12 protein-coding genes are annotated in these 14,691 nt (G+C 58.9%); 9 read left to right on the top strand and 3 right to left on the bottom strand.

Annotated features, from left to right (window positions below; all coding sequences use genetic code 11):
- Nucleotides 1-19: 19 nt before the first annotated feature.
- The 7 genes from J1G34_RS02795 to J1G34_RS02765 all read left to right on the top strand — a co-directional run bounded on the left by J1G34_RS02795 (nucleotide 20) and on the right by J1G34_RS02765 (nucleotide 6,194).
- A complete protein-coding gene (locus tag J1G34_RS02795) occupies nucleotides 20-1,414 on the top strand; it encodes an ethanolamine ammonia-lyase subunit EutB (RefSeq protein ID WP_122462691.1) in 1,395 nt (464 codons plus the stop codon).
- Nucleotides 1,411-2,244, top strand: coding sequence for an ethanolamine ammonia-lyase subunit EutC (gene eutC / locus J1G34_RS02790; protein ID WP_065895151.1), 834 nt, complete (start codon nucleotides 1,411-1,413; stop codon nucleotides 2,242-2,244). The genes J1G34_RS02795 and eutC overlap by 4 nt, the downstream gene beginning before the upstream one ends.
- Before the next feature lie 91 nt (nucleotides 2,245-2,335).
- The gene (locus J1G34_RS02785; RefSeq protein ID WP_056861944.1) at nucleotides 2,336-2,794 is read left to right on the top strand and encodes a GNAT family N-acetyltransferase; all 459 of its coding nucleotides are present in this window, start codon (nucleotides 2,336-2,338) and stop codon (nucleotides 2,792-2,794) included.
- A 302-nt stretch (nucleotides 2,795-3,096) separates the two neighbouring features.
- A complete protein-coding gene (locus J1G34_RS02780) occupies nucleotides 3,097-3,753 on the top strand; it encodes a DedA family protein (protein ID WP_065886818.1) in 657 nt (218 codons plus the stop codon).
- A 6-nt stretch (nucleotides 3,754-3,759) separates the two neighbouring features.
- Entirely contained in the window at nucleotides 3,760-4,575 is an 816-nt protein-coding gene (locus J1G34_RS02775) for a M90 family metallopeptidase (protein WP_122738771.1), read from the top strand.
- A 109-nt stretch (nucleotides 4,576-4,684) separates the two neighbouring features.
- On the top strand, nucleotides 4,685-5,212 hold the full coding sequence (gene ppa / locus J1G34_RS02770) for an inorganic diphosphatase (RefSeq protein ID WP_049711351.1): 528 nt from the start codon (nucleotides 4,685-4,687) through the stop codon (nucleotides 5,210-5,212).
- A gap of 211 nt (nucleotides 5,213-5,423) precedes the next feature.
- Nucleotides 5,424-6,194, top strand: coding sequence for a LexA family transcriptional regulator (locus J1G34_RS02765; protein WP_065886816.1), 771 nt, complete (start codon nucleotides 5,424-5,426; stop codon nucleotides 6,192-6,194).
- A gap of 293 nt (nucleotides 6,195-6,487) precedes the next feature.
- On the opposite strand, the gene J1G34_RS02760 is transcribed toward J1G34_RS02765, so the two are convergent.
- Entirely contained in the window at nucleotides 6,488-6,724 is a 237-nt protein-coding gene (locus J1G34_RS02760) for a hypothetical protein (RefSeq protein WP_065895149.1), read from the bottom strand.
- A gap of 506 nt (nucleotides 6,725-7,230) precedes the next feature.
- On the opposite strand from J1G34_RS02760, the gene ycaC reads away from it, so the two are divergent.
- Nucleotides 7,231-7,863, top strand: coding sequence for an isochorismate family cysteine hydrolase YcaC (gene ycaC / locus J1G34_RS02755; RefSeq protein ID WP_222993249.1), 633 nt, complete (start codon nucleotides 7,231-7,233; stop codon nucleotides 7,861-7,863).
- A 55-nt stretch (nucleotides 7,864-7,918) separates the two neighbouring features.
- On the opposite strand, the gene J1G34_RS02750 is transcribed toward ycaC, so the two are convergent.
- Both J1G34_RS02750 and J1G34_RS02745 read right to left on the bottom strand, forming a co-directional pair.
- Entirely contained in the window at nucleotides 7,919-8,842 is a 924-nt protein-coding gene (locus tag J1G34_RS02750) for a nucleotidyl transferase AbiEii/AbiGii toxin family protein (protein ID WP_122561966.1), read from the bottom strand.
- Nucleotides 8,832-9,596, bottom strand: coding sequence for a type IV toxin-antitoxin system AbiEi family antitoxin (locus J1G34_RS02745; protein ID WP_222993247.1), 765 nt, complete (start codon nucleotides 9,594-9,596; stop codon nucleotides 8,832-8,834). Before J1G34_RS02745 ends, J1G34_RS02750 begins: the two co-directional genes overlap by 11 nt.
- Nucleotides 9,597-10,080: 484 nt before the next feature.
- Here J1G34_RS02745 and J1G34_RS02740 point away from each other — a divergent pair, with 484 nt between their 5' ends.
- On the top strand, nucleotides 10,081-14,691 hold the full coding sequence (locus tag J1G34_RS02740) for an RHS repeat-associated core domain-containing protein (RefSeq protein WP_222993245.1): 4,611 nt from the start codon (nucleotides 10,081-10,083) through the stop codon (nucleotides 14,689-14,691).

The following is a 14,691-nucleotide window of genomic DNA, read 5'->3' as shown; positions in this document are numbered from 1 at the left end:
GTCATTCAGGAGACACTGTATGGCAAGCTTTTCCCACGCGGTGGGTGCACACACCTACCGCTTCGACAGCCTCAAGGATGTGATGGCCAAGGCCAGCCCGGCGCGTTCCGGGGATTTCCTCGCCGGTGTTGCCGCACAAAATGACGGCGAACGGGTGGCCGCGCAGATGGCGCTGGCGAATATCCCGCTCAAGCACTTCCTGCAGGAGGCGCTGATTCCTTACGAGAGCGATGAAGTCACCCGATTGATCATCGACACCCACGATAAACAGGCGTTTGCACCGGTCAGCCACCTCACCGTCGGCGGCCTGCGCGACTGGCTGCTCAGCGACGCGGCCGACGAACAGTCCCTGCGTTTATTGGCACCGGGGCTGACACCGGAAATGGCCGCCGCCGTGTCCAAAATCATGCGCGTGCAGGACCTGGTACTGGTGGCGCAGAAGATCCGCGTGGTCACCCGGTTTCGCGGCACCCTGGGCCTGCGCGGGCGTCTGTCCACGCGCCTGCAGCCCAACCACCCCACCGACGAACCGGCAGGCATCGCCGCCAGCATTCTCGACGGCCTGCTCTACGGCAACGGCGACGCGATGATCGGCATCAACCCGGCCACCGACAGCATCGCCTCGATCTGCGCCATGCTCGAGATGCTCGACGCCATCATCCAGCGCTACGACATTCCCACCCAGGCCTGCGTGCTGACCCACGTCACCACCTCCATCGAGGCGATCAACCGTGGCGTGCCGCTGGACCTGGTGTTCCAGTCGATCGCCGGCACCGAGGCGGCCAACGCCAGCTTCGGCATCAGCCTGAGCCTGCTGCAGGAAGGTTACGACGCCGGCCTGAGCCTCAATCGCGGCACCCTGGGCCAGAACCTGATGTATTTCGAAACCGGCCAGGGCAGCGCCTTGTCGGCCAACGCGCACTTTGGCGTCGACCAGCAAACCTGTGAAACCCGCGCCTACGCGGTGGCCCGGCACTTCAAACCGTTTCTGGTCAACACCGTGGTCGGCTTTATCGGCCCCGAGTACCTGTACAACGGCAAACAGATCATCCGTGCCGGTCTCGAAGACCACTTCTGCGGCAAGTTGCTCGGCGTGCCGATGGGTTGCGACATCTGCTACACCAACCACGCCGAAGCCGACCAGGACGACATGGACACCCTGCTGACTCTGCTCGGCGTGGCCGGGATCAATTTCATCATGGGCATCCCCGGCTCCGACGACATCATGCTCAATTACCAGACCACCTCATTCCACGACGCGCTGTACGCGCGCCAGACACTGGGGTTGAAACCGGCGCCGGAGTTCGAACAATGGCTGGCGAAAATGGGCATCTTTACGCAGGAAGGTGGCAAGGTGCACTTTGGTAACAGCCTGCCACCGGCGTTTCGCCACGCTCTGGCGCAATTGGGATGAAGGAGCCGACCGTGCAACCAGAATTGCCTGACAATCCATGGCTGCAACTGCGCCGCCTGACCCCGGCGCGCATTGCCCTGGGCCGCACCGGCACCAGCATTCCGACCAACGCCCAACTGGACTTCCAGTTCGCCCACGCCCAGGCGCGAGACGCGGTGCACCTGCCCTTCGATCATGAAGCGCTGAGCCGCCAATGTGCCGAACGCGGCCGCGACAGCCTGTTGCTGCACAGCGCCGCCACCGACCGGCATACCTACCTGCAACGCCCCGATCTTGGACGCCGCTTGAGTGATGAATCGGCCCAGACCCTGCGCGACTATGCGGCAGCCCATCCGAATGGGATGGACCTGGCGATCGTAGTAGCCGATGGCCTGTCGGCGCTGGCCGTGCATAAACACACCGCGCCCTTTCTGACACGCCTGGAAGAACAGACCCACGCTGAAGGCTGGTCCTTGTCACCGGTCATCCTGGTAGAACAGGGCCGCGTGGCAGTGGCCGACGAGATCGGGCAACTGCTCGGCGCCAAAATGGTGGTGATCCTGATCGGCGAACGGCCGGGGCTCAGTTCGCCGGACAGCCTGGGGCTGTATTTCACTTACAACCCCAAGGTCGGCCTCACCGACGCCTACCGCAACTGCATCTCCAATGTGCGCCTGGAAGGCCTGAGTTACGGCATGGCGGCCCATCGCCTGCTGTACCTGATGCGCGAGGCCTGCCGCCGGCAATTGTCTGGGGTCAATCTCAAGGACGAGGCGCAGTTGCAGACAATTGAATCAGATGACCCGGACTTGATGAAGGGCAATTTCCTGCTCAGCCCACCCGTAGACTGATCGCCGCACGATTGCGCTTTTTCGTGGCTTTAGGCAGCATCAAGCGACGACCGCGCGCGTGGTCATACCCATTTGGAAGTTGAGGCCTGGCATGCGGATTACTCAAGCGACCCTGGAACACCTGGACCTGCTCACCCCGCTGTTCGTCAAATACCGCGAATTCTATGGGGCCCTGCCGTTCCCGGACTCGTCGCGGGCCTTCCTGGAAAAGCGCCTGCGCCGCAAGGAATCGGTGATCTACCTGGCACTGGCCGATGATGATGACAAGCGGCTGCTGGGGTTCTGCCAGCTCTATCCAAGCTTCTCTTCGCTGTCGCTCAAACGGGTGTGGATCCTCAACGACATCTATGTGGCAGAGGACGCGCGCCGGCAACTGGTCGCCGATAACCTGATGCGCACAGCGAAGAAAATGGCCAAGGAAACCCACGCGGTGCGGCTGCGGGTATCGACCAGCAGCGATAATGACGTGGCGCAGAAGACCTACGAGTCCATCGGTTTTCGCGAAGACACCGAATTCAAGAACTACGTGCTGCCGATCAGCGAGGACTGACCCTCAAACACCAAAATCCCCTGTGGGAGGGGGCTTGCCCCCGATGGCGGAGTGTCAGTTAACGAATCTATCCCTGCCCCACCGCCATCGGGAGCAAGCCCCCTCCCACATTTTCAAACCGAGCCCCACCGCTTCACAATTTCACGACACTCCCCGCTACAAAAGCCACACGCTTTTCACTATTCAATCCGTATAATGCGCACCTCTCAGGGTTGTAAGAATCTCGACATACACGTGTAGCCTTATTTCCCGTCGTTCCCGCACTGGCCTGCTGAGCCGGGCCATTCACACAGGTGCCATCCATGGATTTCAACCCGCTTGACCTTATCCTGCATCTCGATGTTTACCTCGACATGCTGGTAACCAATTACGGTCCGTGGATCTACGCCATTCTGTTCCTGGTGATTTTCTGCGAGACCGGCCTGGTGGTCATGCCGTTTTTGCCGGGCGATTCGTTGCTGTTCATCGCCGGTGCCGTGGCCGCAGGCGGCGGCATGGACCCGGTATTGCTGGGCGGCCTGCTGATGCTGGCGGCCATCCTCGGCGACAGCACCAACTACGTGATCGGGCGAACGGTGGGCGAACGCTTGTTCAGCAACCCCAACTCGAAAATCTTCCGTCGCGACTACCTGCAAAAAACCCACGACTTCTACGACAAGCACGGCGGCAAAACCGTGACCCTGGCGCGCTTCCTGCCGATCCTGCGCACCTTCGCGCCGTTCGTCGCCGGCATCGCGAAAATGCCCTACCCGCGCTTCTTCGGGTTCAGCGTGCTCGGCACCATTCTCTGGGTCGGTGGCCTGGTGACCCTGGGCTACTTCTTCGGCAACGTGCCGTTCATCAAGAAGAACCTGTCGTTGCTCGTCGTGTTCATCATCCTGCTGTCCCTGGTGCCGATGATCATCGGCGTGGTGCGCAGCCGCTTTGGCCGCACCTCCTCCGAAGCCAAACCACACTGATCGCCCGTGTGGTCCCTCAGCGCCTGGCGTCGCCGGCGCCTGCTGGCCAAGCACCCGATTGCCGATGACACCTGGCAGCGGGTGCGCCACCACCTGACCTTCCTCGACGGCCTCACAGCCGAGCAAGACCAGTGGCTGCGCGAAGCCTGTGTGCTGTTCCTCGCCGAAAAACACCTCACCGCCCTGCCCGGCGTCGAACTGCACCAGGAACAACGCCTGCTGCTCGCCGCCCAGGCGCAACTGCCGCTGATGAACCTGGGCGACCTCGACTGGTATCAGGGCTTCCATGAAATCGTGCTGTACCCCGACGACTTTCTCAGCCCGCAGCGCCATCGCGATGCCAGCGGCGTGGAGCACGAGTGGGACGGCGAACACAGCGGCGAAGCCTGGCAGCAGGGCCCGGTGATACTCGCCTGGCCCGGGGTACTGGCCAGCGGCCAATGGGAAGGCTACAACCTGGTCATCCACGAGCTGGCGCACAAACTGGACATGCTCAACGGCGACGCCAACGGCCTGCCACCGCTGCACAACGACATGCGCGTGCAGGACTGGGCCGGCGTGATGCAGAGCGCCTTTGACGACCTCAATCGCCAACTGGACGCCAACCCCGACGCTGAAACCGAGATCGACCCCTACGCCGCCGAAAACCCGGCGGAATTCTTTGCCGTCACCAGCGAATATTTCTTCAGTGCCCCGGACTTGCTGGTCAATAGTTATCCACAGGTGTACGCCCAACTCAGCCGCTTTTACCGCCAGGATCCCCTGGCCCGCCTGACCCAACTGCAAGCCCGCGACCCGCGCTACCAGCCGCAGGGCGAATGACCGTACGACGCTTGGCGCATGGCATCGGCGTCAGAATATGCCTATAATCGCCGCCACTTTTAGGCCAATCCGGCCATGTCACATGGCCAACTAACGGGGGCAACGCCCAATGAGCTACAGCAAGATTCCGGCTGGCAAAGACCTGCCGAACGACATCTACGTCGCCATCGAAATTCCGGCCAACCACGCGCCGATCAAATACGAAATCGACAAAGACAGCGACTGCCTGTTCGTTGACCGTTTCATGGCCACCCCGATGTTCTACCCGGCCAACTACGGTTTTATCCCCAACACCCTGGCCGACGACGGCGACCCCCTCGACGTGCTGGTCGTGACCCCTTACCCGGTCACCCCAGGCTCGGTCATCCGCGCTCGCCCGGTCGGCATCCTGAACATGACCGACGACGGCGGCGGCGATGCCAAAGTCATCGCCGTGCCACACGACAAGCTGTCCCAGCTGTACGTCGACGTGAAGGAATACACCGACCTGCCGCCCCTGCTGCTGGAACAAATCAAGCACTTCTTCGAGAACTACAAAGACCTCGAAAAAGGCAAATGGGTGAAGATCGACGGTTGGGGCGACGCAGAAGCCGCCCGCGCCGAGATCATGAAGTCGGTGGCCGCCTACAAAGGCTGATACCCGCGCCTCATTGCCACGGCAATCAAAAAGCCCCGATTATTCGGGGCTTTTTTGTGGGAAAAATAAACATCAAGTTCAGCGCTTAAGCTTAGACGTTCAACTAACCAGCAACCCTGAAGAATCAAGCTACAACTAAGCAAAAACCTACACGCGCAAATCAACGCATGGTTTATTTGAATGGTTTTCCCGGCCAGTAAACTCTGTGTTCATGAATACATCAGGTGATCGTTTAAAAGCGCTACTACGGGAAGTTCATCTTTCCGCCTCCGACTTCGCCAAGAACCGCGGCGTCACGCCTCAGCACGTGAACAACTGGTTCAAACGCGGCGTCCCCATGGGCCGACTCAACGAGATCGCAGAACTGCTGTGCGTCTCAAGTCGCTGGCTAAGCGACGGCCGCGGCCCCAAACACCCGCCCGCCAACTACCTGTTGGAAGCCCCCACCGCAAGGATTGCACCCGCCCGCGAAGACATCGGCAAATACCTCACAGGCCCCGCCTGCCGCCCGGAAAACAACGACGTGGAAATCCCCCTCCACCCCACATTCACCTCAACCGAACGCATCCGCGTCACCCAACACACCCTCCAGACCCTCAACGTAAAACCCGACCGAGCCGTGGGCGCCTACATGGTCGACAACAGCATGATCGACATCATCCAGCAAGGCGCCACCCTCGCCATCGACCGAGGCCGCACCCAAATCATCGATGGCGAAATCTACGCCGTCGAACACGACGGCATGCTGCGCATCAAATACCTCTACAACCGCCCAGGCGGAGGCCTGCGCATGCGCAGCCACAACGCCGGCGAACACCCGGACGAATACCTCACCTACGACGAACGCTTCGAGCAGAACTTCCAAATCGTCGGCTGGGTATTCTGGTGGTCCACCCTCAACAACCGCCGCCCACCCGTCCCGCTGGATGACCACCTGCTGGGCTGGGAAGGCGCTGAACCGGAACCGGAGGTGGGCAACTGAGGTGAATGTGGGTATCATGCGCCGCACATTTGGCAGGGGATGGTTTTAAGCTGTTGCCCTGCCAGGCGACGCGGAGGAGTTCCCGCAGATGCCCCTACTATTCAGCCCGACGCAACGTGGGCTGAGCGATTTGAAGGCTGGTGAGGTTTGTCAAAAACAAGCTGAGGCAGTCACAGAGAAGCCGGCCATAAGCCGGCTTTTTAATGCCCGCCAATCTCGGCTCAATTGTCCAACAGCCGCTGGACAATTGAATGATCAAAAGAGGCCGCTCAGCGACTTGCCGGCCTTGCGCGTCATGGGGCCTGCAAACACGCCACAGCCCGATCGGCCACCATTCTGGCCATCTCCACCAAATGCATCACCGCCCTTTGCGGGGCAGCCACTGGCTCGCCGAGCACCTGCGACGTGGCCAGCGCACAATGCAGCAGCTCAGCCACCTGCACCCAGGCGTCCTCGAAGCTCAGTTCTTCATTGACGGTAAACGGATTGGTCACAGCTGATGACGGTAAATCCGAACAAACGTTATCCATAGCAAAACTCCAATCGATAATTTGGAGCTGCCACTTTCCGCGACTAAACAAAAGGCGGCAGCTGTACGCAGGTTAGTCGACCGGTCGATTGGTAACCCGGCGCACCCGGAGGTGCCCTGCGCACAGCCACCATAAGATGCAGGCGATGGGGTGCCTGACTCATGAATTGCTTATGCGCCAATCGAAGTCCGGGCGACTAAACCCGGTCACTGAATGTGCAGTGACAATCCGCAGCCTAGTCACCCATTCCCGCTGGCGCAATGCGGTTGGGATTCTCTCGGAAACGTCCTGCAAATGAAAGGGATAGGACCTGCTGGCCATTCAAAGTCAAATCCCCCATCGCTCTTCACATTGATTTTGTGCAACAGACTGCTGCACTAACCATCGTCCTGTTCAAGTTGACAGTAAGACTCATCACAGCCGATTTATCCCTCATCAACCACCCATTAATCTGTGCCCATGTTGAACACAACGCCCAACCAACCTAAACAAAAAAGGATTCAACCATGAGCACTCCAACCTACAACCGCCTCAATAAAGACGACGCCATCGTACTGCTGGTCGACCACCAGACCGGCCTGATCTCCCTGGTGCAGGACTTCTCCCCCAACGAGTTCAAGAACAACGTGCTGGCCCTCGCCGACCTGGCCAAGTTCTTCAATCTGCCGACCATCCTCACCACCAGCTTCGAGCAAGGCCCCAACGGCCCGCTGGTGCCGGAGTTGAAGGAGATGTTCCCGGACGCGCCGTATATCGCTCGCCCAGGCCAGATCAATGCGTGGGACAACGAAGACTTCGTCAAGGCGATCAAGGCCACCGGACGTAGGCAGATCATCATTGCCGGTGTAGTAACGGATGTGTGCGTGGCGTTTCCGACCTTGTCGGCGCTGGCGGAAGGATTCGAGGTGTTTGTGGTGACGGATGCGTCGGGCACGTTCAATACCACGGTGCAGCAGGCAGCTTGGAGCCGGATGACCCAGGCCGGTGCGCAGCTGATGAACTGGTTCTCGGTGGCGTGTGAGCTGCACCGCGACTGGCGTTACGATATCGAAGGCTTGGGGAATCTGTTGTCCCAGCGTATTCCCAACTATCGCAATTTGATGAATGGGTATGCGGCGTTGACGGCGCAGCAGAAATAAGTAAACCCAGCGTTAAGAAAAGCCTGCTATGAAAGCGGGCTTTTTCACGTCATGCCTACCCTGCCAACAATTGCTCAATCACCACTTCCAGCTTCGCCACGGCTTCCGCCCGTTTTGCAGCAGGTATTTGCCTGACGTTATGCAATTTCCATTGCACGGCAGGCAAACGATCTATTCCCGGCAGGTTCAGCGTCGTCCAGTCCGGCTTTCCCTGTTTGATCGAGATCAGGAAGGCGGCATCCTGCTCACTGAATTGTTGGCGGATCGCGGCTAACAACGCCTCTCTGGTCGCTTCCAACTGGTCAAGTGTGACGGGCTCTCGCGTCATGCCGGCGAATTCAGCCTGAAACGCGCCCGCCAATGGCTTCCAGCGGGGTGCCAGCAATTCAGCCATGGGACGGCTGTGGCTGATCAGATACACCAGAAAACCCTCGAAGATTTCACGTGTCAGCCCCTGCTCTCGAAGCATCCACATCACGTCGAAAAGGTCTCTGGGATGTTGCCGATCCAGTGCAGCGCAGATTTTGCCGCCATACAGGTCTGGCAGGGACACCACGGCCATCGAAGCGAATCCGAACGCTTCCTCGACCAGCGGCACTACGTCACGCGCCAACGGTGGATGGACGGTGCCGCGCAGCACTGGCGAAACTTCAATCTTGATTTGGGCCTGGGCGTTCCTTACGAGAATCCGAAGCTCATCGTCTCGATTTCCTTGAATGGTGGCGACGGCTCCGGGAAGGCCCCGCCCTATCGCCTCGGTAATCCGCTCCAGGGCCTGGCGAGCGTCGACCAATGCCTGCTGACGATCAGCGCTGGGCAGATACGCCAGGTCTATATCCACCGACAATCGAGGCAGGTCACGTACGAACAGGTTAATCGCCGTGCCTCCCTTCAGCGCGAAACATCGTTCTGCCGCCACGTAAGGAATGACCTGCACCAGCAGACGAACCTGAGCGGCATAACGTGGATCAAGTGGCATTGGCAAAACGCTCCGGAACGGTAATAAGGAACTCTTTATCGAGTCGACCGCCCCGGATGATTTGCCGCTTGCCCTTGCCTGGATCAATGCTGGAACGGTCTATTCGCTCGTACCAGGTATGAGCCGCATTGCGCGCCAGCACAAAGAACACACGTTTGACGCGGATGGAGTTGCACGCTTCAAGCAGCTTCTGCAGGCGCCTGGGGCTCAACGTGGTAAGACCGTTCATCACATCGGCTACACCGCTGAACAGCATCTCGTCGGCGCTTTGGTGAATAAGCTCGAGCACCGCACGTTCCGGGGTGGAGATTTTTAGCGCGAATTGGCGGTAAGGTATTTGGAAAACTTGTAACGCCATATCTTCCAGCCCTGTGAAGAGCGCGCCCGGATGGAAGTTAATCTGCGCTTCCCATTCATGCTTGCGAAACCAACCGGGAAGAACGGCGCCTGAAGTGCCAAATAAATCAACGGTTTCTTTTCCAAACGTCAGGTAATGGCTGTAACCGGCCAGGCTCAACGCCGTCGCGCCGCCCGGCCAGGTCTGCATCGTTGCACCCTGTTGCAATGCGAAAACACCGCCGTGCCAGTCGACACTGTCGCCGGTGCGTTTCCAGGCGCCGTGGCCCACACGCTCTACCCAGCCTGTTTGCTGATATTTCTGAATGAGGTTGGGGCCGACTCCCTGCTCGTGAAGCCACGCCTGAGTGACGATCGTGCCCGACGGCCAATCTGCGAGAAGACGGTTTATTTTCATGAAAAATATATCCCTATAAGGGTATTTATAGAATTAATATTAAACCATGATGCCGCTTCGGGGATCACTTTCTCCGCCTTTTATTGTCACCTAATAGTAGGCAGTAAGACTCCCTCCACCCCGATTTATCCTCCATCAACCACCCATTAATCTGGGCCATGTTGAACACAATGCCCAACCAGCCCAAATAAAAAAGGATTCAACCGTGAACACTCCAATCTACAACCGCCTCAACATTAGCCGCGCAAATCGCCGAGTTGCAGCGGATGTAAGCCGGTTTGAATGCGTTTGAAACCCAGCTGAAAGGCGCTCAAGGCACTGTTCGTCAATCAGCAGCGTCGCTATCTGAAGTGCTCCGGGGGCACACGTCGACATCGAAAATTACCCGCCTTTTGTAAGCGCAATCTGATTTTTCAAACCGCTCATCCAGCCGCCTTTCGCTGCGGCAGACTCCGACGCCTTGCCTTCTGCCGAGACGTCATGGATGACCCACGCTGCCCACATCACCTCGATCGAATATGAGCTGGATACTTTCCATCAGAGCCTGACGATTTATCGCCAGCAAATGGGTGCCTGGTATTCCCGGGCACTGGATTCGGTGAGCCATGCTGTGGATATGCCGTCGTTGCTGGGGATGGACCGGGTGTTGCGGGCCGGGGATTCGCAGCAGTCGGTGAGCCATACCGACGCGGATTTTTCTACTGTGGCTCGTTGCCCGGTGGGCGGCGTGCTTAAGATCCAGAGCAGGTTCGAGTCGCTGTATGACGTACCGATTGGCGACATCCCCGTTGAGGTGACCCGCCTGGATGACGGCAGTTCAGCGGTGATCATGCTCGATGAACACGGCGAGGGTTCGCACGATTGCGCCGCCGGCGGGCGCTATCAAGTTCGGGTTCAAGGCGGTGTTTCAGCGCAGCAAGTGGATGCCTTGTTTGCCTCTTATGCCGGGCTGACAGCAGATCTGGAGCAATGGCTGCGCGATCAGTGGAAGGACTTCAAGCCGCATTGGCAGCAATCCACGGCCAGTGCAATTGGCAGCGGCATACTGGCGGGCAGTAGGGCGGCGATCGGTGAGGTGTGGGACAGCATAAAGCTGGTGCAGTCGATCCTTGAAGATCCGTTGCAGTACGTAGAGCACTTGGGAGCCCAAGCAGCCAAGTTGGCGCAAATCGCCAGCGATGCCCCCAAAATCATGGAACACGCGATGTTGCTGGCCAGTGATGAGGCGGCACTGTTCCTTCTGGTGCGCACCGCGTTGGTCTGGCTGGACGCATTGCCGCCGGGCCAGATCGCGCAAGTGGCTGCAGGGTTGATCGTGTCGCTGCTGATTGACCTGGTGATTGGCGCGGTACTGACCATCGCCTTACCGGCGGCGGGTGTGGCGTATTTGAGCTTGCGGCTGGGCAAGTATGGCGCTCGGATTGTTGATGCTGCGGTTGGCTTCATACAGAGCATGCTGGCGATTCTGACCAAGTTTATGCAGGCGGTGGATCGCTATAAAGCGGTGGCGGTTCGAGGGGTGGTCGGTGGGCTGAAGCAGGGCACCCTACAGATGCGCTGGAAGGCTCGGCAGAACGCAGTGCTGCGGCAGAAAGAGCATGTAGATGATGTGTCTGCCGTGGCTTCGAATCCGAAGGGCGATGCAGCGGCTTCTGCGGACAAGACCGTTACCCACGGTTGCCCGGTGTCGATGGTCACCGGCGAGGAACTGCTGACCCTGACCGACGGCGCGCTGGATGGGATCTTGCCGTTCGAGTGGACGCGCTTGTACCGCACCAGTGCGGTGGAAGTGGATTGCGGGTTGGGGTTTGGCTGGAGTCATGCGCTGGCGCACAGGCTTTCTGTGTCGGGCGATTCGGTGGTGTGGACCGACCATGAGAATCGCTCGACCACCCTGCCCTTGCCGACGGCGGCTCGGCCGGCGATTACCAACAGCCTGGCGGAAGCGGCGATCTACTTGGGGTCTGCGCCTGACGAGTTGGTGCTGGCCCAGTCTTCCCGGTTTTATCACTTTTGCGACGGTGTGCTGACGGCGATCAGCGATGCGTATGACAACCGATTGCGCATTGTCCGGGATCGGTTGGGGCGTATTGAGCGACTGGATAACGGTGCGGGCCGTTCGCTTTTTTTGCGGTATGAATTCGACCGCATCGTGGCGGTGGACTACCAGGTGCATCGCGCCAAAGGCCATGAACCCTTCGTTTGGGTGACCGAGCAGAACGTCGTTTCCTACGCCTATGACGACGCCGGACGACTGGTGTCGGCAACCAATGCCGTCGGTGAACGCGAGGTTTATCGGTACGACGAACAGCACATCATTCTTGAGCGGCAATTGGCCGGTGGGGCGAGTTTCTTTTGGGCGTGGGAAAGGTCTGGTAAAGCCGCGCGCTGTGTCCGGCACTGGGCCAGTTTTTCGCAGATGGACACGCGCTATGTATGGAGCGATGACGGCAGCGTCAACGTGCACAACGCCGATGGTAGCCAGGAAGTGTACGTGCATGACGACCGGGCGCGACTGGTACAGCGCATCGATCCCGACGGCGCCCGGCATTTCAAATCCTACGACGACAAGGGCCGACTGACCGTCGAGCAGGACCCGCTGGGCGCGGTGACGGCGTATCAGTACGACGCCGCCGGACGCTTGGTCGCGCTGTTTCCGGGGGAGGATGAGCCGACGTCCTACGAGCATGACAATGGTTTCGTACGGGTCGTGCGGCGTGGTGAGGCGGTTTGGAAATACGAGCGTAATGAGCAAGGCGATGTCATCCGCAGGATTGATCCGGACAGCGACGCGACGGACTACAGCTACGACAAGCAAGGGCAACTGACCGGGGTCTGGTATCCCGACAACAGTTGTCATCGGCTGGTGTGGAATGAGCGTGGGCAGCTTGTTGAAGAACAGTTGCCCAATGGAAGCATCATGCGTTATCGCTATGACGATCTGGGCCGGCAATTGTCGCGTGAGGATGAGCTTGGCGCGCTGACTCAGTATCAATGGGACGCGGTAGGGCGCCTGCTGAAACTGACCCAATCCGACGGTACTTATCGGGAGTTCAGCTACAACCCTTACGGAAAAATCATCGCCGAACGCGATGAACTCGGCCACGTCACCCGCTACGAATACGCCGACGGCCTGCACCTGATCAGCCGCCGCATCAACGCCGATGGCACCCAGGTCAAGTACCGCTACGACAATGCCCGCCTTTTGCTGACTGAAATCGAAAACGAAGTTGGCGAAACCTATCAACTGGACTACCACCCCAACGGCCTGATCCGACAGGAAACCGGCTTCGACGGCCAACGCACCGCCTACGCCTACGACCTCAACGGCAACCTGCTGGAAAAGACCGAACACGGCGACGACGGTAGTCAGCTTGTTACCCGTTACGAGCGCGACCACGCCGGTCGTCTTGTAAGAAAAACCCTCCCCGATGGCAATACGGTCGACTACACCTACGACCGCCAAGGCAACCTCCTCAGCGTCGAAGACGGCCACTGGGCGCTGGCCTACGAGTACGACAAACAAAACCGCCTCACTGCTGAGCACCAGGGCTGGGGCACCTTGCGCTATGGCTATGACGCCTGTGGCCAACTTCAGCATTTACGCCTGCCGGATAATAACCGTCTGACCTTCAACCACGACAAAGGCGGCCACCTGGCCACCGTCGAGCTGAATGGCGCACTGCTGACCTCCCACCTGTTCCACGCCGGTCGCGAACACCAACGCCAACAAGGCCAACTGCTCAGCCACTACCACTACGACGACCAAAACCGCCTGCACGCCCACGCCGTCACCCAGCAAGGAAACCACCTTTACCAACGCCAATACGACTACGACAAAGCCGGCAACCTCGCCCGCCTGATCGACACCCGCAAAGGCGAACACCGTTACCGCTACGACCCACTAAACCGCCTGACCCGCGCCGATCACTCGCAAGACGTGCAGGAGCGTTTCGGCCACAACCCCGCCGGCAATTTGCTTATGCAAGACAGGCCGGGGCCGGACATCGTGGCGGGCAATCGCCTGATGATCCAAGGCGATCACCATTACGACTATGACGCTTTTGGAAATCTAATAAGAGAACGGCGTGGCAACGGTCATTCACTCGTCACCGAGTACCGCTACGACTTCCAGCACCGGCTGATCGGCGTCACCAAGCCCAACGGCCAAACCGCGAGCTATCGCTATGACCCGTTTGGTCGGCGCATCAGCAAAACCATCGAAGAGAAAACCACGGAGTTCTTCTGGCAAGGCGACAAGCTGATCGCCGAACACCATGCCGATCAACATCGCAGCTACCTCTACGAACCCGACAGCTTCCGTCCGTTGGCACTGCTGGAAGGCTTCGGGCCGGAAGAAACCACGCCCTACCACTACCAACTCGACCACCTCGGCACACCGCAGGAGCTCACCACTGCCGACGGAGAAATCGCCTGGTCCGCGCACTACCGCGCTTACGGCGAAATCAGCCGCCTCGACGTAGGCAAAATCGACAACCCTCTACGTTTCCAAGGCCAGTACTACGACCAAGAAAGCGGCCTGCACTACAACCGGCATCGCTACTACCATCCGGATATTGGTCGTTACCTGACGCCTGATCCGGTGAAGCTGGCGGGTGGGATCAATGCGTACCAGTACGTGCCCAACCCTACAGGCTGGTTAGACCCTCTAGGTCTGAACAATTGTCCAGGTGAAAACAAGTGCCAGCAGAATAGTCGTGAAGGTCCAGAGGCACTGCCGCAGGCTAATGAATACAGCACACCCACACCTAAGAGCCCAAATGCGCGACCTGATATTGGCTACCACAAGGAGACCTATGCCAGTAAACCTGTAAATCCGGAAGAAACCGTTCATAAATGGGAAGAGTTTTTGGGACCTCCCCCTCATACGAATACCAACCCACGAACAGGCAAACCTGATAAAGACAGAATTGTTTCCAGCGATGCAAAAAGAAGCATCCGTTACGGCGCTCATGAAATGAACAGCAAGCCAAGCAAGCATCATTATCATGAGGAAACATGGACACTTGAACTGAAGACCAACACGATGAATATAGACAATACTGTTGTACGGGTCCCATTAACGAAGAAGTGA

This window comes from Pseudomonas sp. Wu6 (assembly GCF_019891515.1).
Classification (GTDB): Bacteria; Pseudomonadota; Gammaproteobacteria; order Pseudomonadales; family Pseudomonadaceae; genus Aquipseudomonas; species Aquipseudomonas orientalis_A.
Note: the sequence above shows the minus strand (reverse complement) of the source record. Positions and strands in the feature narration are given on the sequence as shown.